Genomic DNA, 22,394 nt, shown 5'->3' on the forward strand with positions numbered 1-22,394 from the left:
GCAGTCTCGAAGGGAGGTTCGTCCGGAACCTCCTGCCGGTTCTCGCACGGATTGCCGTACGGCCTACGGGCGTGGATCCGCGGGGGAGGCCCCGGGAGAAGTCGCTTCGACGGGTACGGGACAATGGAGTACGTGACTCGGATCGTGATCATCGGTGGCGGACCCGGCGGCTATGAGGCGGCGCTCGTCGCCGCGCAGCTCGGCGCGGAGGTGACCGTCGTCGATTGCGACGGTCTGGGCGGGGCGTCGGTGCTCACCGACTGCGTGCCCTCTAAGACGCTCATTGCGACGGCCGAGGTGATGACGACCTTCGACTCCTCGTACGAGGAGCTCGGGATCATCGTCGCCGACGACACGCCGCACATCGAGCAGGCGGCGCGGGTCGTCGGCGTGGACCTGGGGAAGGTCAACCGCCGTGTGAAGCGGCTGGCGCTCGCGCAGTCGCACGACATCACCGCGTCCGTGACCCGGGCGGGCGGGCGCGTGCTGCGCGGCCGGGGCCGGCTGGAGCCGAACCAGGCGCCGGACGGGTCGCGCCGCGTGATCGTGACGGCCGCCGACGGCACCGAGGAGACGCTGGTCGCCGACGCGGTGCTGATCGCCACGGGCGCCCACCCGCGGGAGATCCCCGACGCGCTGCCGGACGGCGAGCGCATCCTGAACTGGACCCAGGTCTACGACCTGGACGAGCTCCCCGAGGAGCTCATCGTGGTGGGCTCCGGTGTGACCGGTGCCGAGTTCGCCGGTGCGTACCAGGCGCTGGGATCCAAGGTGACGCTGGTGTCGTCGCGGGACCGCGTGCTGCCGGGTGAGGACCCGGACGCTGCCGCTGTCCTGGAGGACGTCTTCCGGCGCCGTGGCATGAACGTCATGGCGCGGTCGCGGGCCCAGTCCGCGAAGCGGGTGGGTGACCGGGTCGAGGTCACGCTGGCCGACGGTCGGGTCATTACCGGTACGCACTGCCTCATGGCGGTCGGCTCCATTCCGAACACCGAAGGGATCGGGCTGGAGGAGGCCGGGGTCCGGCTCAAGGATTCCGGGCACGTCTGGACCGACCGGGTGTCGCGGACGAGCGCCCCGGGCGTTTACGCCGCCGGTGACTGCACGGGCGTGCTCGCGCTCGCGTCGGTCGCGGCCATGCAGGGACGCATCGCCATGTACCACTTCCTGGGTGACGCGGTGGCGCCGCTCAATCTGAAGTCGGTTTCGGCGAACGTCTTCACGGATCCCGAAATCGCGACGGTCGGGTACACCCAGGCCGACGTCGACAGCGGCAAGATCGACGCACGGGTCGTCAAGCTTCCGCTGCTGCGGAACCCGCGCGCGAAGATGCAGGGCATCCGGGACGGCTTCGTGAAGATGTTCTGCCGTCCGGGCACGGGCATCGTGGTGGGCGGCGTCGTGGTCGCCCCGCGGGCCAGTGAGCTCATCCACCCGATCGCCATCGCCGTGGACAACAACCTCACGGTCGAGCAGATCGCGAACGCGTTCACCGTCTACCCGTCGCTTTCCGGCTCGCTGGCGGAGGTCGCGCGGCAGCTGCACACGCGGAAGACGCAGCGCGAGGCGTAATAGCCCGATTCGGTATAGACGCTCCGCGAGGGTTTGGGTAGCGATTGTCGCGCTGAGTGGTGGTGGAGGCTTTGGCCTTGGGACCGGGCCTCCTATACCACTTTGAGCGTTCCGGAGCGGACAACTTCCGTTAATTGCTGCAACCTGCTGAAAACGGATGGTCGTTGGCGTTACTGTCGGTTTCGTGTTCGCTGCAGAACGTCGCCAATTGATCCTCGAAATGGTGCGGGCCAACGGGGCGGTTTCGCTCCGTGAGCTCGCCCGCGTCGTCCAGACCTCCGAAGTGACCGTACGGCGGGACGTGCGGGCACTGGAGGCCGAAGGACTCCTCGACCGCCGGCACGGCGGTGCGGTGCTGCCGGGCGGCTTCACCCGGGAGTCCGGCTTCCCGCAGAAATCCCATCTAGCGACCGCCGAGAAGACGGCCATCGCCGATCTCGCGGCGAGCTTCGTCGAAGAGGGCGAGGCCGTCGTCGTCGGCGCCGGCACGACCACGCAGGAGCTGGCCCGCCGGCTCGCGCGGGTGCCCGGTCTGACCGTCGTCACCAACTCCCTGCTCGTCGCCCAGGCGCTCGCCCATGCCAACAGGGTCGAGGTCGTCATGACCGGCGGCACGCTGAGAGGGTCCAACTACGCGCTGGTGGGCAGCGGGGCGGAGCAGTCCCTGCACGGCCTGCGGGTCACCCGGGCGTTCCTGTCCGGGAGCGGGCTGACCGCGGAGCGGGGCCTCTCCACGTCCAACATGCTCTCGGCGAGCGTGGACCGGGCGCTGGTGCAGGCGGCGGCGGAGGTGGTCGTGCTCGCGGACCACACGAAGCTGGGCACGGACACGATGTTCCAGACGGTGCCGACCGACGTGATCACGCGGCTGGTGACGGACGAGCCGCCGTCGCACGACGACCGCGCGGCGACGGAGCTGCAAGCGCTCGCGGACCAGGGTGTGCACATCTCGGTCGCCGGGCCCGGAGCGGGGGCCCCCGCGGGGGCGATGCCGGGGCCCGAGCAGGTGCCGCAGCAGCAGCGGCGGCGGGATGTCCCGCCGCTGCCGGGCCAGCGGCGGACGCACCACCCGCTCCCCCCGGGCACCCAGCCCCAAGGCGGCTCCGCCCCCCCGCTCCGCAGCGCGGGGTCGCTGGGCGCGGAGCCCCCGACGGCAAGGGTGGCGGACCTGGCCCCGAGGCGCCGCTGAGGGGGCTTACAGGGCTACTCGGGGTCCGAGCAGGGGGCTCCCTGAAGGCCGCGGAGGGTGAGTTTCAGGAGGCGGTCCGGGAGTTCCGGGTCGTCGGGGGACTGCTCCGCGGCCAGGGAGATCGCGTTCGTCAGCTGCATGACGTCGGTGATGCCGACGTCGGGGCGGACCGCGCCCACCCCCTGCGCCCGGGCGAGGAGCACGCTGCCCGCCTCCCGCAGCGGCAGGCTGCACCGGGACATCGCCGAGGCCTCGTCCGACTGGGCGGCCAGCAGGGCCCGTGAGAGGCCCCGGTACGTGCTGGCGTGCGTCACGCATGCCCGGAGCCACTCGACGAGGGCCCGGCACGGCTCGGGGGAGGCGAGGAGCTCACGGGAGCGGGCGAGGAGGCCGTCGACCTCGACCTGGAAGACGGCGCTCATGAGCGCCGTGCGGTTGGGGAAGTGGCGGTAGAGCGTCCCGATGCCGACGCCGGCCCGGCGGGCGATGTCCTCCAGAGAGGCGTCCGTGCCGTGCTCGGTGAACGCGGTCCGCGCCTCCACGAGCAGCCGCTCGTAGTTGCGCCGCGCGTCCGCGCGCATGGGGCGTGGTGACGCCTGTGTGATCTCCGTGGCCATGGCTGCCGAGTCCTCCCTCTCGCTCCCCGCCTGCCAAGGATGCCACTGGCCTTGCCGGCCGAAGGGGGGTCATCCGATCGGGCGACTGTTGTACACAGTGGCGGGTGCGTACCGTTTGAGTATGGATACCTACTCCCTCGTCGAGGCCCGGAACCAGCTCGGGCAGCTCGTTGGCCGTGTGCGTCACGGGCACGAGCACATCATCGTCACCGAGTACGGGAAGCCGGCGGCCGCACTGATCCCGATAGAGGAGCTGGAAGAACTTCAGAGGTTCCGGGACAAGGATGATCTAGCAGAAGCGCAGGCCCGGTGGGAGCAGACGGGGAGCGCTGGGGTCGCGCATGACGAGTTCATGGCGCAGCTGGAAGCTGAGGACAGGGCGGCTGCGGAGTGAGCTTCACGTTGATCTGGAACCCACGCGCTATGGACGAATACCGTCGCTTACGTCAGCGTGACGCGATCGGTGCCAAGGCATGCGCTTCGGCTGTCCGTGAACTGGCCGACAGAGCTTGCCCTGAGGCGGCTGTTCCTCTTGGCGGGTCCGGCTATTACAGACTTCCGGTCGGTACATGGCGGGTGCTGTACCGCGTGGACGGGGACATCGTCGTCGTCATGTTGGTCGGCCGCGTCCCCTGAGGTTCTGTATACGCAGGTGGGCCCCAGCCGACCTCGGCTGGGGCCCACCTGCGTATGGCTGCTGTCAGTCCTTGATTTCGCAGATGACGGCGCCGGAGGAGACGGAGGCGCCGACTTCGGCGGTGATGCCCTTGACGGTGCCCGCGCGGTGGGCGTTGAGGGGCTGTTCCATCTTCATCGCCTCAAGGACCACGATGAGTTCGCCCGCGGCGACTTCCTGGCCCTCTTCGACCGCGACCTTCACGATCGTGCCCTGCATCGGCGAGGTCAGCGCATCACCCGAGGCGGCGGAGCCGGCCTTCTTCGCCGCACGGCGCTTCGGCTTCGCCCCACCCGCAGCCGCGGTACGCGCCAGTGTCATCCCCAGCGAGGAGGGCAGGGAGACTTCCAGGCGCTTGCCGCCGACCTCGACCACGACCGTCTCACGGCCCGCAGCCTCCTCGTCCTCCTCACCGCCCGCACCGGCGCCGGTGAACGGCTCGATGGTGTTGACGAACTCCGTCTCGATCCAGCGGGTGTGGACGTGGAAGGGATCGGAGGTGAAGGCGGGGTCGGCGACCACGGCACGGTGGAAGGGAAGGGCGGTGGCCATGCCCTCGACCGTGAACTCTCCCAGCGCCCGCGCCGCCCGCTGCAACGCCTGCTCACGGGTGGCACCGGTGACGATCAGCTTGGCCAGCAGGGAGTCCCAGGCCGGGCCGATGACACTGCCGGACTCCACCCCCGCATCCAGGCGCACACCCGGCCCGGTCGGGGCTTCGAAGCGGGTGACGGTGCCGGGGGCGGGCAGGAAGTTACGGCCCGGGTCCTCGCCGTTGATGCGGAACTCGAAGGAGTGCCCGCGCAGCGGCGGGTCGTCGTAGCCGAGTTCCTCACCGTCAGCGATGCGGAACATCTCCCGCACCAGGTCGATGCCGGTGACTTCTTCGGTGACGGGGTGTTCGACCTGGAGGCGGGTGTTGACCTCCAGGAAGGAGATCGTCCCGTCCTGCCCCACGAGGAACTCGCACGTGCCGGCGCCTTCGTAGCCGGCCTCGCGCAAGATGGCCTTCGAAGCGCGGTAGAGCTCGGCGTTCTGCTCGGCGGAGAGGAACGGCGCGGGGGCTTCCTCGACCAGCTTCTGGTGACGGCGCTGCAAAGAGCAGTCACGGGTGGAGACCACCACGACGTTGCCGTGCTTGTCCGCCAGGCACTGGGTCTCCACATGGCGGGGACGGTCGAGGTAGCGCTCGACGAAGCACTCCCCCCGGCCGAAGGCGGCTACGGCTTCGCGGACGGCGGAGTCGTAGAGCTCGGGGACCTCCTCCAGGGTGCGGGCGACCTTCAGACCGCGCCCGCCGCCGCCGAAGGCGGCCTTGATCGCGATCGGCAGGCCATGCTCCTCGGCGAACGCCACGACCTCCTCCGCCCCCGCGACGGGGTCGGAGGTGCCCGCGACGAGGGGGGCACCGGCGCGCTGGGCGATGTGACGGGCCGCCACCTTGTCGCCCAGGTCCCGGATCGCCTGCGGCGGCGGGCCGATCCACGTCAGCCCCGCGTCCAGGACGGCCTGGGCGAAGTCGGCGTTCTCGGAAAGGAACCCGTAACCCGGGTGAACAGCGTCGGCTCCCGACTCGGCGGCCGCGGCCAGCACCTTGGCCACATCGAGGTAACTCGTCGCCGGGGTGTCACCGCCCAGCGCATACGCCTCATCAGCAACGCGGACATGCAACGCGTCACGGTCCGGATCCGCGTAGACCGCCACACTGGCAATCCCGGCATCCCGGCACGCGCGAGCAACGCGGACAGCGATTTCGCCACGGTTGGCGATGAGCACCTTGCGCACGATGGCTCCCTCCTTGAAACAAGGTGAGTTTAGGTACTGGCGACACTCTGTGCCGAGCCGACTCCCGAGGTGAGCTTGCCCACACGGAGCGTGAACCGGAGGCCGTGTGCGCGCCAAAGTCCCCAGTTCTCCCACGGTACGCCGGGTATGAGGGTCTCCGCCGACCTTTGACTGTGGCAGAGCTCTCCCACCGCGGCGGTGAGCGGGAAACAGCATTCTTTGTCGAGTCCCTACGAACGGGTGGGCCAAAGTTTGCGGATCCGGGTTCCGCGCCGCGGGGCGGAGCGCCGCGGTAGCGGTCCCGGGCGCGGCCTCGGCCGGACCCCTTGCCCTGGGATCTACCCGTGAGTAGCGTCCTTTATGACGCCCATACCCGCGGTAACCCGAAGGTCTCAGGGGGTGACCCATGACCACCCGCTTGCGCCGGTCCGTCGCCGGCCTCGCCGCGCTCGCCCTCGCCGGCGAGGGACTCGGCATCGCATTCATCAACTGGATCCTCGGCGTCGTCGTCCGCCGCCAGCGGATGTCCCTCGCGGGGAGCGACCCGGGGCTGATGTCCCTCGCCGCGTGGATCGCCGGCGGGCTCTTCGCCCTTTACCTGCTCGTCTGCGCCTTCGTCGCCCTCCGCGCGGCCCTGCGCGACCGCCCGCCCCGTACAGCCGGCAGGATCCTGCTGATCACCTGCGGCGTCGTACACGGCCTTCTGGGCGCGTTCTGCGTCGCCCTCGTCGGCTGGGGCGCGTTCGCGGCCGTCATGGCCGTCCTCGCGCTCGTCGTCTGGACGCTGCTCGCGTACGACCCGGAGGCCTGGAGCCGGGGGCCGGGTCAGCCGCCGGAAGCCGTGGAGGCGGCCCCCGCGCCGCGGTGACGCGCGGCCAACTTCGCCGCCTCCGCCGCCACGTGGCGCAGCGTCCCCGTCAGCTGCGCGCGCCGGCGGTGGAAATCCTCCAGCGGCACCGCGGCCGATACGGCCGTCACGGCGCGGCCTCCCGCCGTGGCCGGCACGGGCACCGCCACGCACGCCACTCCCGGCGCGCACTCCTCCACCTCCACCGCGACACCCTCCCGCCGCACGCGCAGCAGCTCCGCGTCCAGGCGGGCCGGGGACGTGATCGTCCGCGGCGTGATCGCCCGCATCCCCGTACCGGTCAGGTAGCGCATCCGCGCCGCCCGCGGCAGAGCGGACAGCAGCACCTTCCCGTGGGCGGTGGCGTGCCCGTCCAAGTCCCGGCCCACGGTGAACCCGCCGGTGGACGGCACGGCCGCGTTCCCCGCGAGGACGGCGATCGCCCCGTCCCGGTACGTGCTGAAGTACGTGTCCGCCCCCGCCTCCCGCCGCGCCCGCAGCAGCAGCGCGTGCACGGCGTCGTCCAGCTGCATCTGCCGCTGGAACGCCTGGTGCAGGGCGGGTACGCGGTAGCCGAGCGCGTACCCGCCGGACGTGCGGACCAGATGGCCGCGGGCCGTCAGCGTGCCGAGGATCTCGTACACCGTGGAGAGGCTGTAGCCGAGCTGCCGGGCCAGAGCCTTCGCCGGCACAGGGGCGCTGGCCGCCGAGACGGCGTCCAGGACGTCCAGGGCGCGGTCCACGGACTGGGACATGGCGGTAGGGGGTTCCCTTCGGGCGAGGCGGCGGACGGACCTACCAGCCTCGCACAGGGACCGAGCTCTTGACCTAGCTCTTGACGGGGGCCTGCTCCCGCAGCAGCTCCACGAAGGCGCGCATCCAGGCCGGCTGGTCGTTCCAGGCCCGCGCCGACACCATGTTGCCGTCCACGACGGCCTCCGCGTCCACGAACGTGCCGCCCGCGAGCTGGACGTCCGGCCGGCACGCGGGCCAGGCCGCCGTGCGGCGGCCCTTGAGGACGCCCAGCGGGGTCAGGGCGGTCACGGCGTGGCAGATGTGCGCGATGGGCTTGTTCCGCGCGAAGAACCACTTGATGATCCGCTGGAAGTCCGGATCCAGCCGCAGGAACTCCGGCGCGCGGCCGCCGGGGATGACGACCGCGGCGTAGTCGCCCGGGTTCACGTCCGCCAGCGCGACGTCCGCGGGCCAGCTGTGCCCGAGCTTCTCCGTGTACGTGTCGAAGCTCGCGACGAAGTCGTGCACGACGAACTGGAGCTGCTTCACGGTGGGGGCGGCGATGTCCACCTCGTAGCCCTCCTCCAGCAGGCGCTGGTAGGGGTAGAGGACCTCCAGGTCCTCGGCGGCGTCACCGGTCGTGATCAGGATCCTCGGCATGGCTGGCTCCTCGCTCCTCGGGGTGGAGTCGTTGGCTCTACCGGAATATGCGCCTTGACATGCCCAAGGAAACTTGACCACGTGGTGGGTTTCCGACGGCGCACTCCCGTGCGTCAGGCTCCATGCGCCCTACTGCGGGCCTGTGCTCCTCAACTGTTGACGACAGTTGAGGTACGAGCCGCCCTGTCCTCTTGCGGGCGCCCCTACGACACCTGCACCGTATCGGGCGAACCCCCGAAGGGCAGGCAGCAGGCCCCGCTCGGGGCTCTACGGCAGCCCGGCAGAAGGAGATGCCCGTGGGAAAGCACGGTGACGACAAGGGCGGAGAAGAAGGAGACAAACAGCAGTCCCCTCGCGAGAGTGACGGGCAGTGGAACAAGCCCGTCACCGAACCGCCGAAGAAGAAGTGAGCGCGTAGATGAGCACCCCGGCACGCCTGGTCCAGATCCTCACCAACAAGGGCTCCCTGCCGCCGGAGTCCCCCTGGAGGGCCGCGGTCCAAGGTGTGCCGCGGGAACTCTTCCTTCCCGACACCTTCGAGGCCGGCGGCCGCACGTTCGACCGCTCCGGGAACCCCGAGCGCTGGGCCCGGGCCGTCTATGCCGACCTGCCGCTCATCACCCAGGTCAACGAGGGCGTGGACCTCGGCGAGGACGCCTACCAGCGCCCCACGTCCTCCAGCTCCATGCCGACCGTCATGCTCGACATGCTCGACTTGCTGGACGTTCGCGAAGGTCAGACCGTCTTCGAAGGCGGAGCCGGTACCGGCTACAACGCGGCCTGGCTCTGTCACCGCCTCGGATCCGACCGGGTCACCACCATGGACGTGGACCCGCGCATCGCCGAGCAAGCCGAGGACAACCTCGCCCGAGCCGGCTTCACCCCCCGAGTCCTGTGCGGCAACGCCGAAGAAGGCCGGCCCCAGGGCGCGCCGTACGACCGGATCCTCGCCACGTACACCGTGCCCGAGATCCCCTACGCCTGGGTGGCGCAGGCCCCGCGCGGGCGGATCGTCGCACCGTGGGGCGGCGGTCTGTTCCACTACAGCTTCGCCGTCCTTGACGTCTCCGACGGGCGCGCCGAAGGCCGCTTCACCGGCAACCCGGCGTTCATGCACACCCGCAGCCGCCCCGGTGGGGGAGGGCGTCTGCGAGACTTCCTCCACCACGAGGACGACGGCGTTCCCGGCCGCACCACGGTCAGCCCGCTGTGCGTCACCGACGACCCCGACGCCTTGTTCTACGTCGACCTCGCCGTGCGCGACGCGTGGCACTTCGTCGGCAAGGCCGACGACGGCAGCGGCGAATCCACCCTCTGGCTCTTCTCCCAGGACAAGAAGTCCTGGGCCACGGCCGAGTACGTCCCCGGCGACCAGGCCGACTACGAGGTCGAGCAGTACGGGCCCCGGCGGCTCTGGGATGAGGTCGAAGCGGCCTACCGGCGATGGGAGCGGTACGGCCGCCCCGGCCGCGACCGCGCGGGCCTTGCCGTCGGTTGCGAGGGTGAGCAGGTCTGGCTGGACGACCCCGGCAACGTCATCGCGTCGCGTAGCCGAGGAACGCCGACCAGGTGCGGGGGTCCACGGTGAGGGTGGGGCCGGTGGGGTTCTTGGAGTCGCGTATGTGGACCCCTTGTATGTGTACCGGGGGCCGGTTCGGGCGTCTGGCGACTTCGATGCAGTGACCGCCGCTGTCGTCGCTGTAGCTGGACTTGTGCCAGGCGGTGGCGACTTCGACGCAGTCGCCGCCACTCCCGTCGCTGTAGCTGGACTTGCGCCAAAGGCGGGTTGTGCTCATTGCTCTCCTGCCAACCGTTCGATGAGGTCCAATGATTGGATCGGGCTCAGAGACTGTGCGCGGATCTTCGCGTATCGGTGCGCCCGTTCTGATACCTCTTCTGGGGCGCTGATCAAGTTGGTGATGCCCTGGCTCTCCACGAAGACCACTAGGCGATGCTCTGGCGTCTCCAGCAGTTTCATCTTGTCGCGGTCACCGGCGTAGTCACCGCTCAGCCCTCGGTCCATGGGCAGCACCTGGATCGTGACGTTTCGCCGCTTTGCACACTCGGCGAGGTAGAGCAGCTGATTCCGCATGATCTCCCTGCTGCCGAACGGCCTGCGGAGCACCGACTCTTCAAGGATCAGCTCCAGCAGTGCTGTCGGCTCGCGGTCGAGGATGGCCTTGCGCGCCATCCTCGCTTCGACCAGTTCCTCCACTCTGGCCTCCGGCAGTGGGGGGTAGCTGCCGCCGATGATTGCGCGCGCGTAGTCCTCGGTCTGATACAAGCCGTCGACCACGAACGTCATGTATGAGCTGACCGAGAGCGCCCTACGTTCCAGACCCGCGTAATCCCGGAAGTGCGTGGGGTACTTGTCCAGCATCAGGTACTTCTTGGCTGCCGTGAAGATGCCGATTCCGCCCCCGATTGCCTTCTCCAGGCCGTCCAGCATCTTCTCGGTGGGGGGCTGTGCGCCCGTTTCCAGAGCGCTGATGGCCGACCCCGTATACCCGATGTGCGCACCGACTTCCTCCTGTGTCATTCGCGAGTGCTGCCGCATCAACTTGGCAATCTCCGCTGCAAGATGCGTCGCCGTGTTTGTCCTGTCCTTGTTCTCCGGACGCGCCACCGCTCCCCCTCAACTGGACTCAAACGGGCTCAAGGAGCGTTCGATCAGATCGCACCGTTAGCAGTGGTTGACGCTCCGTGATGGAAAACCTAGCGAAGCTCGGTGACACTCGTCACATGAACAAGGAAGGTCACCTGACCGAAAACGCGTGGCTGCCCGCCGCCGGTCACCAACTTCGAAAGACCGGCGTCCACTTCGACGCCGTCCGCGTCCGCGGCGACAGCGGTCGGCGCTTGGCCCATGCCATGGCCATGCTCACCGCCGGCCAACCCGGTCCGATCATCGCGGAAGCGAACAACGGCAAGGCCATGTACTTCCTTCTGAAGCCGGGAAGTACATCCCACCGTTCTTGGCCGGCAGGCGTCGAGCGGCTCGACTACGTCCTCATTCCCGCGCTGTACGGCGCCACATGGCCGCTCTCATGGTGGTGGCGGCCCGCCCCGGACGGGCCGCGGCTCGTGCATACGCTTCTTCTGCTCAGTACGGCCCGTGCATTTCTGGGGAGCACCCCCCGAGTGGCGGAAGGAATGGTGACCGAGGCGCCGTGACCTCGTTGTGGCGGTCATGATGAAGCGCATTGTTGCTGCCGCCGCTCTCACCGGCGCCGCTCTCACCCTGACCGCCACTGCCGCTTCGGCCGCTCCCATGCCGCAACCCCCCGTCACCCACGCCGGAGGCGTCATCGCTCCGCCGGACGGGATGGACGCGCACCCGCCGACGAGCATCTACCCGGACGGGACGAATCAGCTCAACAAGCTGAACCAGCTCAACCAGCTGGGGCAGGTCACGAAGGCGATCGACCCGGTGCTCGGGGTGCTCGCGCCGGTGACCGGTCTGCTGCCGATGTAGTGCGCTGCCGGGCCTAGACCCACAGGTCCGTGATCGGGACCCCGACCTCCGCGAGGAGCTTGCGCAGGAGGGGCAGGGAGAGGCCGACGACGTTCCCGTGGTCGCCCTCGATGCCCTCGATGAAGGGGGCGGAGCGGCCGTCGAGGGTGAAGGCGCCCGCGACGTACAGCGGCTCACCCGTCGCGACGTACGCGGCGATCTCGGCGTCGGAGGGCTCGCCGAAGCGCACGGTCGTGGAGGCGGTCGCCGACACCCGGCGGCCCGTGGCCGTGTCGATGATGCAGTGGCCGGTCCGGAGGATCCCGGACCGGCCGCGCATCGACTTCCAGCGGGCGGTGGCGTCCTCGGCGTCCGCGGGCTTGCCTAGGGCCCGGCCGTCCAGTTCCAGGACGGAGTCGCAGCCGATGACCAGCGCCCCGGCCGCTTCCGGCCGGGCGGCGACCGCGTCGGCCTTGGCCTCGGCCTGGACCCGGGCGAGCTCACCGGGCGTGGCGGCCGTCAGGGCGTCCTCGTCCACGCCGCTGACGATCACCTCGGGGTCGAGCCCCGCGGCCTTGAGCAGGCCGAGGCGGGCGGGGGACTGGGAGCCGAGGACGAGACGGCGGCGCTGAGCGGTCATGTCCGCCATCGTAGACAACCTCGTCGTCGACCTCCCGGGCCTCACTTCTTGACGATGGCCTCCATGACCTTCTTCGCGATCGGGCCCGCCAGCGCGCCGCCGTGGATCTCGTCGCGGTCGATGCCCGAGCCGTCCGGGTCGATGAAGACGGCGACCGCGACGGGGGAGCCGTCGGCCTGCTTGGCGTAGGAGACGAACCAGGCGTACGGGAGCTTCTCGTTGTTGACGCCGTGCTGCGCCGTGCCGGTCTTGGCGCCGACGGTGACGCCGTCGATGAGGGCCGCCTTGCCGGTGCCGTTCTTGGCGGTGTTCTCCATCATCTGCTGGACCTTCTTCGCCGTGTCGGCGGAGACGGCCTGCGACATCTGCTCGGGCTTGTGCTTCTCCAGCGTGTTGAGGTTCGGGTCGCGCAGCTCCTCGACGAGGTACGGCTTCATGAGCTTGCCGTCGTTGGCGAGGGCGGCCGTCATCATCGCGATCTGGAGCGGGGTGCTGTCGAGGCTGCCCTGGCCCATGCCGGTGAGGGCGGTCTGCGGGCGGTCGAGGTTCTTGGGGTAGATGCTCTCGACGGTGCCGTTGGGGATGAAGATGTCCTTGTTGTTGAAGCCGAACTTCTCCGCGGTCTCCCGCATCTTGTCCTTGCCCAGCTTGTCGGCCAGGTCGAGGAAGACGTTGTTGCAGGACCACTGGAGGCCGGCCATCAGGGAGCCGTTGACGCACTCGTCGGTCTGGACGTCGTTACGGACCTTGGTGGTGCTCAGCGGCAGCGGGTACGGGACGGGGGCGCTGCCCTTGGCGTTGATGTCCGTGACGATGCCGTGTTCGAGGGCGGCCGCGGCGGTGAGGATCTTGAAGGTGGAACCCGGGGGGTAGCGCTCCTTGATCGCCCGGTTGACCAGCGGCTTGTCCTTGTCGGCCTCCAGCTTCTTGTACGCCTCCTGGTCCTTCAGCGTGTTGCCGGAGAACACGGACGGGTCGTAGGAGGGCGTGGAGGCGAGCGCGAGGATCTTGCCCGTCCGCGGGTCCAGGGCGACCACGGCGCCCTTGTACTTGCCGAGGCCCTTGAACGCCGCTTCCTGCGCCTTGGGGTCGATCGTCGTCACCACGTCGCCGCCGTGGGGCTTCTTGCCCGTGAGCATGTCGGTGGTGCGCTGGAGGAACAGCTTGTCGTCGGTGCCGCTGAGCAGCTTGTTGTTGACGTATTCGAGCTGGCTGTTGCCGTAGAGCTGCGAGGAGTAGCCGGTCACCGGGGCGTACATCTCGCCGTCCTTGAACGTGCGCTTGTACTTGTAGTCGCCGGTCGTCTCCTCGGAGCCCGTGACGGGCTGGCCGCCGACGATGATGTTGCCGCGCGGCTGGGCGAAGGAGGCGATCTTCACCCGCTTGTTGTCCTTGTGGTTGGACAGCTCGTCGCTGCGGACGAACTGCACCCAGGTCGCCTGCACCAGCAGCGCCAGGATCAGCACTCCGACAAAGACGGATATGTGGCGCACGGGCTTGTTCATGGTGTGACGCACTCCCCGGTTCGCGGCATTTCACTAGCGATGATGCGGGTGGGGAGGATTTGGTTGCAGGGCCCCTGTAACTGTGGGTTTCCTGTGGGGCCGGCTCGTGGTGAGGCGCGGCTCAGTGCAGGCCCAGGAGGATGAACGCCGCGATCATGCTGATCGCGATGACGAGACCGGCCCGGCGGAGCATCGCCTGCGCCTCGCGCAGCTCCTCGGGGGGTTCGTTCGACGGGTCTGACCACAGCATCGGATCCATCGTGGCGCGAGCGGGGCGTTACCGCCTGAGTACCCGTACTCAGCTCGGGGACTTTCCTCGGCGGCGCCGGAGGGCGAGGGCGCCCGCGGCCGCCAGCACGGCCGCGGCGCCGCCCGCCGCCAGGGCCGGGCCCTGCCAGGAGTCCTCGCCGGCGTCCTCGTCCGCTTCCGGAGCTCCGCTGGTGATGGTGAACGTCCAGGGGGCCTCGTCCGCTTCCGGGGTCGCGGCGGCGGTGCCGCCCCGAGCTGTGATCACGAACGTCTTCGTCAGCCGCCCGCACCCGCCGTGGCTGGTCAGCGTCGCGTACTGCGGTCCCGGCCCGGCCCCGGCCTTGATCTTCGCCGTCCCCGTGTACTGGCGGCCCGCGAAGGTGAGGACGGCCGGGCGCTCGAAGGCCGCCGACGTGACGGTCACCGTCTTCTCCCCGGCGTCCCTCCACTCGTCCAGCCAGTCGACCTCGACCTCTTCCCCCTGCCCGACCTCCGCCTTGTCGAGCGACAGCGTGGCGGACGGGGGGTAGTAGTCGAGCGGCTTCCGCTTGCACTCCTGCGGGCGTCCGTCGGCCGCGGCCGGTGAGGCCGCGGCCGGTCCTGCCCCGAAGGCCAGCGAAACGGACAGGAGCAACGAACTCGAACGAAGATTCACCTGTACGACTATGACGGCCAGTACGTCGTACGCCACGCCCTGGGGCCCGGCTGTGCCATCCGGCTCGCCGCCAGGCGCCGCGCCGGCGCCGACCACTCCGGGCGGGCCTCGCCCGCCGCGGGCGCGGCGGCGCTGCCCGCCGCCGCGCGGGCCTGGACCACCGCCAGGGCGGCGGCGAGCTCCTCGGGGGTCGGATTGCCCCGTACTACCTTGATCACCGGACGCCTCCCGGAGGGATCTAGAGGGATCTGGAAGGGATCTAGAGGGGGATGTTGCCGTGCTTCTTCGGCGGCAGCGCCTCGCGCTTGTCGCGCAGCGCCCGCAGGCCCCGCACGATGTGGCGGCGCGTCTCGTTCGGCATGATCACCGCGTCCACGTAGCCGCGCTCGGCGGCCGCGTACGGGTTGAGCAGCGTGTCCTCGTAGTCCGCGATCAGCTTCGCGCGCAGCTCCTCCCGCTCCTCGTCCGTCTCCGCCGCGGCGATCGTGCGGCGGTGCAGGATGTTGACCGCGCCCTGGGCGCCCATGACGGCGATCTGCGCCGTGGGCCACGCGAGGTTGAGGTCGGCGCCGAGGTGCTTGGAGCCCATCACGTCGTACGCACCGCCGAACGCCTTCCGCGTGATCACCGTGATCAGCGGGACGGTCGCCTCCGCGTACGCGTAGATCAGCTTGGCGCCGCGGCGGATGATCCCGTTGTACTCCTGGTCGGTGCCCGGCAGGAAGCCCGGCACGTCGACGAAGGTGAGCACCGGCACGTTGAACGCGTCGCACGTGCGGACGAAACGGGAGGCCTTCTCGCTCGCGTTGATGTCGAGGCAGCCGGCGAACTGGAGGGGCTGGTTGGCGACGATGCCGACCGGCCGGCCCTCGACACGCCCGAAGCCGGTGATGATGTTCGGCGCGAACAGGGCCTGGGTCTCCAGGAACTCGCCGTCGTCCAGCACGTGCTCGATCGCGGTGTGCATGTCGTACGGCTGGTTGGCCGAGTCCGGGATGAGGGTGTCCAGCTCGCTGTCGGCCGGCGAGATCTCCAGGTCGGCCTCCTCGGGGAAGGCCGGGGGCTCGGAGAGGTTGTTCGAGGGCAGGTACGACAGGAGCGCCTTCACGTACTCGATGGCGTCCTTCTCGTCCCCGGCCATGTGGTGCGCCACGCCCGAGGTGGTGTTGTGCGTGCGGGCGCCGCCCAGCTCCTCGAAGCCGACGTCCTCGCCCGTGACGGTTTTGATCACGTCCGGGCCGGTGATGAACATGTGCGACGTCTGGTCGACCATGACCGTGAAGTCGGTGATCGCGGGGGAGTAGACCGCGCCGCCCGCGCACGGGCCGACGATCAGGGAGATCTGCGGGACGACGCCCGAGGCGTGCACGTTCCGGCGGAAGATCTCGCCGAAGAGGCCGAGGGCGACCACGCCCTCCTGGATGCGGGCGCCGCCGCCGTCGTTGATGCCGACGATCGGGCAGCCGGTCTTCAGCGCGAAGTCCATGGCCTTGCCGATCTTCTCGCCGTAGACCTCGCCCAGCGAGCCGCCGAAGACCGTGAAGTCCTGCGAGTAGACGCAGATGGTGCGGCCGTCGACCGTGCCGTAGCCGGTCACGACGCCGTCGCCGTACGGGCGGTTCTTCTCGATGCCGAAGTTCGTCGAGCGGTGGCGGGCGAATTCGTCGAGCTCGACGAAGGAACCCTCGTCCAGGAGGAGTTCGATCCGCTCGCGGGCGGTCAGCTTGCCCTTGGCGTGCTGCTTCTCCACGGCACGGGCGGAGCCGGCGTGCGTGGCCTCCTCGATGCGGCGTTGGAGATCCGCGAGCTTGCCCGCGGTGGTGTGGATGTCGTGTTCCGGCTCGGACATCGGGATGCGGCTCCTGCTCGTCCAGAGGTGGGCTGACGGGACGTACGGTCCGGGACCTGTTGCCTTGCTACCTGGCTTGCTACCGGTCCGTAGCGTATCCGCGCGGATCCGCCGTGGCAGTGCGGCGTTGGCCACACCGGATCGCTTCCGCTTCCTCTCCTATGGTGGGCCCCATGACGCCTCCTTCTGCTGGAAGCCGCTGGTCCGATCTCGACCGGCCGCCGCTCAACGTCACCGCGCTGCGGCGCGGGCTCCTCCGGCCCGGCTCGCTGTGGACCTCCGTGGAGGTCGTCGCGCGCACCGGGTCCACCAACACGGACCTCGTCGAGGCGGCGTCCTCCGGTCCCGGCGTGGCCGAGGGTGCCGTGCTCGTCGCCGAGGAGCAGTCCTCCGGGCGCGGGCGGCTGGACCGCACGTGGACCGCGCCGGCGCGGTCCGGGCTCTTCTTCTCCGTCCTGCTGCGGCCCGGCGCGGGGGTGCCCGTCGAGCGGTGGGGGTGGCTGCCGCTCCTCGCCGGGGTCGCGACCGCCTCCGCGCTGTCCCGGGCCGCCGGGGTCGACACCGCGCTCAAGTGGCCCAATGACCTGCTCGTGACCGTGGAGGGAGCGGAGCGGAAGGCCGGCGGGATCCTCGCCGAGCGCACCGGGGACGCGGTGGTCGTGGGGATCGGCCTGAATGTTTCCCTCCGGGAGGACGAGCTGCCCGTCCCCACGGCGGGGTCGCTCGCCCTGGCCGGGGCGCAGGTCCTCGACCGCGATCCGCTGCTGCGCGCCGTGCTGCGGTCGCTGGAGGAGTGGTACGGCCTGTGGCGGGACGCGGCGGGCGATCCGGCGGCGAGCCGGCTGCAAGAGGCGTACGCGGCGGGGTGCGCGACGCTCGGGCGCAGCGTACGGGCCGAACTGCCGGGCGGGGGCGAGCTGGTCGGGGAGGCCGTGGCCGTCGACGGGGACGGGCGGCTGGTGCTGGCCACGGGGGACGGGGTGCAGCGGCCGGTCGGGGCGGGGGACATTGTTCATGTGCGGCCTGCGGGGTCCGGCGGCTCGGCCGGATCCGGCGGGTCTGCCGGCTCGGCGGGAGAGGCCGGCGGGTCCCCCGGCGGGCCGTCCGCCCCGTCGGAAGAGTGAGCTACGGCACACCTGTCGTATCGTTGTGCCCGGAACCTAAGCGAGCAGTGATCGGCAGGGCAGTGCGCACGGATCGGACAGGGGGCGGGCGGTGACCGCCGACGGGGTCGAGGGTGCCGCCACTGGTGGCGTCGAGGAGTACGACGGCGGCGACGAGGGCGGAGACCCCATCGCGCTGCGCCTCGAAGCGCTGATCCTCGGTGCGGAGCGTCGCTACACCCCCTTCCAGGCCGCCCGCGCGGCGGGCGTCTCCATGGACCTCGCCTCCCGGTTCTGGCGGGCCATGGGCTTCGCCGACATCGGGCAGGCGCGGGCGCTGACCGAAGCGGACGTGCTGGCGCTGCGGCGGCTCGCGGGCCTGGTGGAGGCGGGGCTGCTCAGCGAGCCGATGGCGGTGCAGGTCGCCCGGTCGACCGGGCAGACGACGTCGCGGCTCGCCGACTGGCAGATCGACTCGTTCCTGGAGGGGCTGACGGAGCCCCAGGAACCCGGCATGACGCGTACGGAGATCACGTATCCGCTGGTGGAGCTGCTGCTTCCGGAGCTGGAAGAGTTCCTCATCTACGTGTGGCGGCGGCAGTTGGCGGCGGCCACGGGCCGGGTCGTCCAGGCGCAGGACGATGCGGAGATGGTCGACCGGCGGCTGGCGGTCGGTTTCGCCGATCTGGTCGGGTTCACGCGCCTGACGCGGCGTCTGGAGGAGGAGGAGCTCGGGGAGCTCGTCGAGGCCTTCGAGACGACGGCTGCCGATCTGGTGGCGGCGCACGGGGGGCGGCTGATCAAGACCTTGGGGGACGAGGTTCTGTACTCCGCCGATGATGCCGGGACTGCGGCCGAGATCGGGCTGCGGCTCATCGAGACCATGACGCACGACGAGACGATGCCCGAGCTGCGGGTCGGGATCGCGTTCGGGACGGTGACGACGCGGATGGGCGACGTCTTCGGCACGACGGTGAACCTGGCGTCCCGGCTGACGTCGATAGCGCCCAAGGACGCGGTGCTGGTCGACCAGGCGCTGGCGGAGGAGCTGACGCGGAGCGGGGACGCGCCGAAGTCGGAGGCGGAGGTGGAGGAGGGCGCCGGGAACGGGTACCGGTTCGCTCTTCAGCCGATGTGGCAGCGGCCTGTGCGGGGGCTGGGCATGGTGGAACCGTGGCTCCTGAGCCGGAGGGGCGGCTGACGGTCCGGCGCTGCGGGGTGCGTCAGCGGGTGCGGGTGCGGGTGCGTCTCGGGTCCGGTGGCGGGGGCTCCGGGGTGGGGGTCCGGGGCCGTATATTTACGGGCCCGTTGCCGCGGACGCCAAGGGCGCCCCGGTATGGGGCCCACAAATACACGTCAGCGCCCCGGCCCCCCACCCCTACGCCCCCACCCCCTCCCGCCGTTCGCCCGCCTTGCCCGGCTTGCCTTCGGTAGTCTCGGTTCGTACCGCCGAGAGGGGGCATGCGACATGTCCGGAGAGCAGGAGCAGACCTGCTACGCCTGTAGCGGTGACGGCCTGACGGAGAAGACGCAGCACTCGGTCGAGCTCGACGAGCACGGCAACCAGGTGCCCGTGGCGCATTCGTTCATTTCGCCCTGCTCGCAGTGCTCCGGAACCGGAAAGGTCTCAGGATGAGCACACCCGAAGGTCAGATGCGTCCGGTCTTCGTTTGCGTGGGCTGTGGATGTACCTATCTGCCTCCCAAGACGATGACGTACCCGGAGCTGGGTACCGAGGCTTCTCCGTTGCACTGCGGTGCGCCGTTGTGCCGGCGGCGTGTCGATGACATTCCCGCCCCGCTGCGGGCCCTGATGGTCAAGCAGGCGTGGGTGCGGGCCTCGTGGTGGATGGGGCGGGAGCTTTCGCCGCTTCCGGAGCGGGCTCGGCGGCGGGCGAGGCCTCACCGCCCTAGCGGGGGGCGTTCGAAGCTGAGGTGATTCCGCGGCTCGTATGGCCCCGCCGGGTGGGCTCGGGGCATGATCTGGGGATCGTGCGTTTACGAGCGTTAACCCGTACCCGGAGGGTGAAGGCAATGAGCGAGCAGCGTTTCGGAGAGTGGATTGCGGTTCGGCGGCACGGGCATGTCGCCGAGCTCGTCCTGGACCGGCCCAAGGCCATGAACGCCGTCTCCAGTGAGCTGGCCGGGCGGCTTGCCGAGGCCACCGGGGCGCTTGCCGCGGATGAATCCGTGCGGGTTGTCGTTCTTACTTCTACGCATGAGCGTGCATTTTGTGTGGGGGCCGATCTGAAAGAGCGGAACTCCTTCAGTGATGCTGAGCTCGTCCGGCAGAGGCCCCGTGCTCGTGCTGCTTACACCGGTGTGCTTGAGCTGCCGATGCCCACCGTCGCCGCCGTGCACGGCTTCGCGCTCGGGGGCGGGTTCGAGCTGGCCCTGTCGTGCGACGTCATCGTCGCCGATACGACGGCCGTGGTGGGGCTGCCCGAGGTGTCCGTGGGAGTCATTCCCGGTGGTGGCGGTACGCAGCTTCTGCCCCGGCGGGTGGGGGCTGCCCGGGCTGCCGAGTTGATTTTCAGTGCTCGGCGGGTTGAGGCCGTGGAGGCCCGGGAACTGGGATTGGTCGATCAGTTGGTCGGCGAGGGGGAGGACCGGGCCGAGGCGCTCGCTCTTGCTGCGCGGATCGCTGCCAATTCGCCTGTCGGCCTCCGCGCCGCCAAGCGCGCCCTCCGGCTGGGACACGGCCTCGACCTGCGCGCCGGCCTGGAGGTCGAGGACGCCGCCTGGCGCTCCGTGGCCTTCTCCGGCGACCGCGCCGAGGGCGTCGCCGCCTTCAACGAGAAGCGCAAGCCGGACTGGCCGGGGCACTGAGACTCGGCCGGACTTTCCCTATCCGGCTCCCGGTAGGACCAGCATCCTTTGCCAGGCAAGGGACGCACCGGCTCTACCGAGAGGAAGACCATGAAGATGATGTCGTCCCGGTTGATGATGGTGCTGGGCGCCGGCGGGCTCGTGGCCGGTGGTGTTCTGACGGCCGCCCCGGCCCTGGCGGGCGCCTCCGGGTCCGTCGTGGCGGAACCGCGTCTCACGGCCGCAGGTGACGTGGTGAGACAGAGCTCGTCCGCGGTGCAGCTCAGTACCGCGGGCGGGGCGCCCACGACGGTGATCTCGGAGACGCTGCCCGCCGGTTCGTGGGTGCTGTCCGGCAACGCGACGCTGGTGGGCTGGGGGCCCAGCGACTACACCCGCTGCACGCTGTACGCGGGCGGCACCGCCGTCGGAGGGGCGACCACGATGGTCGGCAACCCCGGCGCCGGCAGCGCCGGCACCGGGGTCTTCGCGGCCACGGTGAGCGCCCAGGGTGCCTTCTCCAGCACCAGTGCCACCACCATCAGCATGCGGTGCGGGCATGACGCGGACCGGGCCGCCGGGGCGGCCCCCTATGTAGACCCGGGGGCAACCGTGTGGGCCCATAGAACCGATGGGCTCGGTCAGGCCAAGCGCTGACGCACGCCCCATGGCGCTCTCCCGTTGCCTCTGAGGGCCGAGTGACAGGAGGGCGCTAAGGCCGTCATGGGGCGGAATGGGGTCGACATTCTTAGGCTGGAGTGCAGAATCTGCGCTCAGCAACGGAATGTGAGGCTCGGGTGGCAGCAGGCGGGGAGTGCGACGGTCGGTTGCGCGCCGTGGTGGAGCTGGCGCAGGCGATGGCGGCGGCGCGCACCCCGCTGGACACCGTGTCCGCCGCGGCGGAGCGCGTGATGACCGCCCTGGGCGGCAGCTTCGCCGCCGTGTCCGTGTGGGAGCGCGAGCGCGGGCGGCTGCGCGTCCTGGTCAACGCGGGGGAGCTGACCGCGGGCGAGGAGCGCTTCCCGGCGGACGAGTCGTATCCGGTGCACGACTTTCCCGAGATCGCCGAGTTCCTGCACGAGGAGTGGGCGGGCGGCGGCACCGAGCCCCGCGCGTGGGTCGAGAGCATGGACGGCGCCGCGGAGGCCGGCGGCGGGCAGGGCGCGTACCGGCACGAGCGGGTGGCGGCGCTGCGCCGCCGCGGCCGGGGCTGCTGCGTCGTCGCGCCGGTCGTCCTGCACGGGCGGGCCTGGGGCGAGCTGTACGTGGCCCGGCCGCCGGGCGGACCGGCCTTCGACCGTGCGGACGCCGATTTCGCGACCGTCCTGGCGGCCGTGGCGGCCGCGGGGATCGCGCAGACCGAGCGGCTGGAGGAGGTCCGGCGGCTGGCCTTCACCGACCCGCTGACCGGGCTCGCCAACCGGCGCGCGGTCGACGCGCGGCTGGACGAGGCGGTGGAGCGGCACCTCGCGGACGGGGCCGTCGTCAGTCTCGTCGTGTGCGATCTCAACGGGCTCAAGCGTGTCAACGACACGCTGGGGCACGCGGTCGGCGACCGCCTCCTGGAGCGCTTCGGCTCCGTGCTGTCGCTGTGCGGCGCGATACTCCCGGGGGCGCTGGCCGCGCGGCTGGGCGGGGACGAGTTCTGCCTGCTGACGGTCGGCCCGGAGGCGGACGAAGTGGTCCGCGTCGCCGCCGAACTGTGCGACCGGGCCGCCGCGTTGGAGCTGGGGGAGGGGGTCTCCTGCGGCATCGCGTCGACGGGCGATCCCATCGGCCCCGTGGCCACGGCGCGGCGGCTGTTCCGGCTCGCCGACGCCGCGCAGTACCGGGCGAAGGCGGCACGGGCGACCGGGCCGGTCGTCGCCGGGCGGGCCGGGGGTCCGGCCGACCCCGTGGTCCAGCTCGCCGACCACCCGCCGGCCGCGCCCCTGGCCGAGCGGCGGCGGTTCCGGGGGCGGCGGCCGTGACGGAAGCCCTGGGCGCGCACCCCGGCCCGGCATGCGGAACGGGTCCCTACGCGTTGTACCTGACAGGCCACCCATCGGCTA

At 70.5% G+C, this 22,394-nt stretch carries 26 protein-coding genes; 14 read left to right on the top strand and 12 right to left on the bottom strand.

The features are described from left to right. Positions 1–123 precede the first annotated feature (123 nt). Together PS271_RS17815 and PS271_RS17820 are read left to right on the top strand one after the other, a co-directional pair. The gene (locus tag PS271_RS17815) at positions 124–1,572 is read left to right on the top strand and encodes an NAD(P)H-quinone dehydrogenase (RefSeq protein WP_194959735.1); all 1,449 of its coding nucleotides are present in this window, start codon (positions 124–126) and stop codon (positions 1,570–1,572) included. A 220-nt stretch (positions 1,573–1,792) separates the two neighbouring features. Next, the gene (locus PS271_RS17820; RefSeq protein ID WP_398386916.1) at positions 1,793–2,761 is read left to right on the top strand and encodes a DeoR family transcriptional regulator; all 969 of its coding nucleotides are present in this window, start codon (positions 1,793–1,795) and stop codon (positions 2,759–2,761) included. A gap of 14 nt (positions 2,762–2,775) precedes the next feature. Here PS271_RS17820 and PS271_RS17825 read toward each other — a convergent pair whose 3' ends face one another. Beyond that, positions 2,776–3,378, bottom strand: coding sequence for an SbtR family transcriptional regulator (locus PS271_RS17825; RefSeq protein ID WP_398382872.1), 603 nt, complete (start codon positions 3,376–3,378; stop codon positions 2,776–2,778). Positions 3,379–3,499: 121 nt separating this feature from the next. Between PS271_RS17825 and PS271_RS17830 the strand changes: the two genes are divergently transcribed. Together PS271_RS17830 and PS271_RS17835 are read left to right on the top strand one after the other, a co-directional pair. Continuing rightward, on the top strand, positions 3,500–3,772 hold the full coding sequence (locus tag PS271_RS17830; protein ID WP_398382874.1) for a type II toxin-antitoxin system Phd/YefM family antitoxin: 273 nt from the start codon (positions 3,500–3,502) through the stop codon (positions 3,770–3,772). Beyond that, complete coding sequence (locus tag PS271_RS17835; protein WP_398382875.1) at positions 3,769–4,014, top strand: type II toxin-antitoxin system RelE/ParE family toxin; 246 nt, start codon at positions 3,769–3,771, stop codon at positions 4,012–4,014. Before PS271_RS17830 ends, PS271_RS17835 begins: the two co-directional genes overlap by 4 nt. A 64-nt stretch (positions 4,015–4,078) precedes the next feature. On the opposite strand, the gene PS271_RS17840 is transcribed toward PS271_RS17835, so the two are convergent. Further along, positions 4,079–5,839 carry an ATP-binding protein gene (locus PS271_RS17840; RefSeq protein ID WP_398382876.1) on the bottom strand — a complete coding sequence of 587 codons (1,761 nt, stop codon included), beginning with the start codon at positions 5,837–5,839 and terminating at the stop codon, positions 4,079–4,081. A 406-nt stretch (positions 5,840–6,245) separates the two neighbouring features. Between PS271_RS17840 and PS271_RS17845 the strand changes: the two genes are divergently transcribed. Further along, a complete protein-coding gene (locus PS271_RS17845; protein WP_398382877.1) occupies positions 6,246–6,707 on the top strand; it encodes a hypothetical protein in 462 nt (153 codons plus the stop codon). Here the strand turns inward: PS271_RS17845 and PS271_RS17850 are convergent. Next, positions 6,665–7,441, bottom strand: a complete 777-nt coding sequence (locus PS271_RS17850) for an IclR family transcriptional regulator (protein WP_398382879.1) — start codon at positions 7,439–7,441, stop codon at positions 6,665–6,667. The two genes, PS271_RS17845 and PS271_RS17850, sit on opposite strands and share 43 nt — an antisense overlap. 73 nt (positions 7,442–7,514) lie before the next feature. After that, positions 7,515–8,081, bottom strand: coding sequence for a DJ-1/PfpI family protein (locus PS271_RS17855; protein ID WP_398382880.1), 567 nt, complete (start codon positions 8,079–8,081; stop codon positions 7,515–7,517). A 418-nt stretch (positions 8,082–8,499) separates the two neighbouring features. Here PS271_RS17855 and PS271_RS17860 point away from each other — a divergent pair, with 418 nt between their 5' ends. Beyond that, positions 8,500–9,669, top strand: a complete 1,170-nt coding sequence (locus PS271_RS17860) for a methyltransferase domain-containing protein (protein ID WP_398382882.1) — start codon at positions 8,500–8,502, stop codon at positions 9,667–9,669. On the opposite strand, the gene PS271_RS17865 is transcribed toward PS271_RS17860, so the two are convergent. Continuing rightward, positions 9,617–9,877: a DUF397 domain-containing protein gene (locus tag PS271_RS17865; RefSeq protein WP_398382884.1), complete on the bottom strand. Its 261-nt coding sequence runs from the start codon at positions 9,875–9,877 to the stop codon at positions 9,617–9,619. The genes PS271_RS17860 and PS271_RS17865 overlap by 53 nt on opposite strands. Then, on the bottom strand, positions 9,874–10,707 hold the full coding sequence (locus PS271_RS17870; protein WP_398382886.1) for a helix-turn-helix domain-containing protein: 834 nt from the start codon (positions 10,705–10,707) through the stop codon (positions 9,874–9,876). The genes PS271_RS17865 and PS271_RS17870 overlap by 4 nt, the downstream gene beginning before the upstream one ends. A 116-nt stretch (positions 10,708–10,823) precedes the next feature. Between PS271_RS17870 and PS271_RS17875 the strand changes: the two genes are divergently transcribed. Further along, on the top strand, positions 10,824–11,255 hold the full coding sequence (locus tag PS271_RS17875; protein ID WP_398382888.1) for a hypothetical protein: 432 nt from the start codon (positions 10,824–10,826) through the stop codon (positions 11,253–11,255). 97 nt (positions 11,256–11,352) lie between these two features. Then, positions 11,353–11,556, top strand: a complete 204-nt coding sequence (locus PS271_RS17880; RefSeq protein WP_398382890.1) for a hypothetical protein — start codon at positions 11,353–11,355, stop codon at positions 11,554–11,556. A 13-nt stretch (positions 11,557–11,569) separates the two neighbouring features. Here PS271_RS17880 and PS271_RS17885 read toward each other — a convergent pair whose 3' ends face one another. From PS271_RS17885 to PS271_RS17910, 6 genes are all read right to left on the bottom strand, one after another. Further along, positions 11,570–12,175 carry a nucleoside triphosphate pyrophosphatase gene (locus tag PS271_RS17885; protein ID WP_398382891.1) on the bottom strand — a complete coding sequence of 202 codons (606 nt, stop codon included), beginning with the start codon at positions 12,173–12,175 and terminating at the stop codon, positions 11,570–11,572. Between the two features lie 41 nt (positions 12,176–12,216). After that, positions 12,217–13,680, bottom strand: a complete 1,464-nt coding sequence (locus PS271_RS17890; protein ID WP_398382892.1) for a peptidoglycan D,D-transpeptidase FtsI family protein — start codon at positions 13,678–13,680, stop codon at positions 12,217–12,219. A gap of 121 nt (positions 13,681–13,801) precedes the next feature. Then, the gene (mmpB, locus tag PS271_RS17895; RefSeq protein ID WP_398382894.1) at positions 13,802–13,930 is read right to left on the bottom strand and encodes a morphogenic membrane protein MmpB; all 129 of its coding nucleotides are present in this window, start codon (positions 13,928–13,930) and stop codon (positions 13,802–13,804) included. A 48-nt stretch (positions 13,931–13,978) separates the two neighbouring features. Further along, positions 13,979–14,584, bottom strand: coding sequence for a hypothetical protein (locus tag PS271_RS17900; RefSeq protein ID WP_398382896.1), 606 nt, complete (start codon positions 14,582–14,584; stop codon positions 13,979–13,981). Between the two features lie 8 nt (positions 14,585–14,592). Next, positions 14,593–14,802: an acyl-CoA carboxylase epsilon subunit gene (locus tag PS271_RS17905; protein WP_398382898.1), complete on the bottom strand. Its 210-nt coding sequence runs from the start codon at positions 14,800–14,802 to the stop codon at positions 14,593–14,595. 41 nt (positions 14,803–14,843) lie between these two features. Then, a complete protein-coding gene (locus tag PS271_RS17910; protein ID WP_398382900.1) occupies positions 14,844–16,433 on the bottom strand; it encodes an acyl-CoA carboxylase subunit beta in 1,590 nt (529 codons plus the stop codon). 173 nt (positions 16,434–16,606) lie between these two features. Between PS271_RS17910 and PS271_RS17915 the strand changes: the two genes are divergently transcribed. From PS271_RS17915 to PS271_RS17940, 6 genes are all read left to right on the top strand, one after another. Continuing rightward, a complete protein-coding gene (locus PS271_RS17915) occupies positions 16,607–17,557 on the top strand; it encodes a biotin--[acetyl-CoA-carboxylase] ligase (RefSeq protein WP_398382902.1) in 951 nt (316 codons plus the stop codon). Positions 17,558–17,648: 91 nt separating this feature from the next. Then, a complete protein-coding gene (locus PS271_RS17920) occupies positions 17,649–18,737 on the top strand; it encodes an adenylate/guanylate cyclase domain-containing protein (RefSeq protein WP_120753440.1) in 1,089 nt (362 codons plus the stop codon). Positions 18,738–19,004: 267 nt separating this feature from the next. Beyond that, positions 19,005–19,172, top strand: coding sequence for a hypothetical protein (locus PS271_RS17925; protein WP_398382903.1), 168 nt, complete (start codon positions 19,005–19,007; stop codon positions 19,170–19,172). Between the two features lie 397 nt (positions 19,173–19,569). Continuing rightward, the gene (locus PS271_RS17930) at positions 19,570–20,364 is read left to right on the top strand and encodes an enoyl-CoA hydratase/isomerase family protein (RefSeq protein ID WP_398382904.1); all 795 of its coding nucleotides are present in this window, start codon (positions 19,570–19,572) and stop codon (positions 20,362–20,364) included. A 90-nt stretch (positions 20,365–20,454) separates the two neighbouring features. After that, a complete protein-coding gene (locus PS271_RS17935; RefSeq protein WP_398382906.1) occupies positions 20,455–21,000 on the top strand; it encodes a hypothetical protein in 546 nt (181 codons plus the stop codon). Between the two features lie 200 nt (positions 21,001–21,200). Then, positions 21,201–22,313, top strand: coding sequence for a GGDEF domain-containing protein (locus tag PS271_RS17940; RefSeq protein WP_398386918.1), 1,113 nt, complete (start codon positions 21,201–21,203; stop codon positions 22,311–22,313). Positions 22,314–22,394 lie beyond the last annotated feature (81 nt).

Source organism: Streptomyces sp. SCA2-17 (assembly GCF_044336695.1).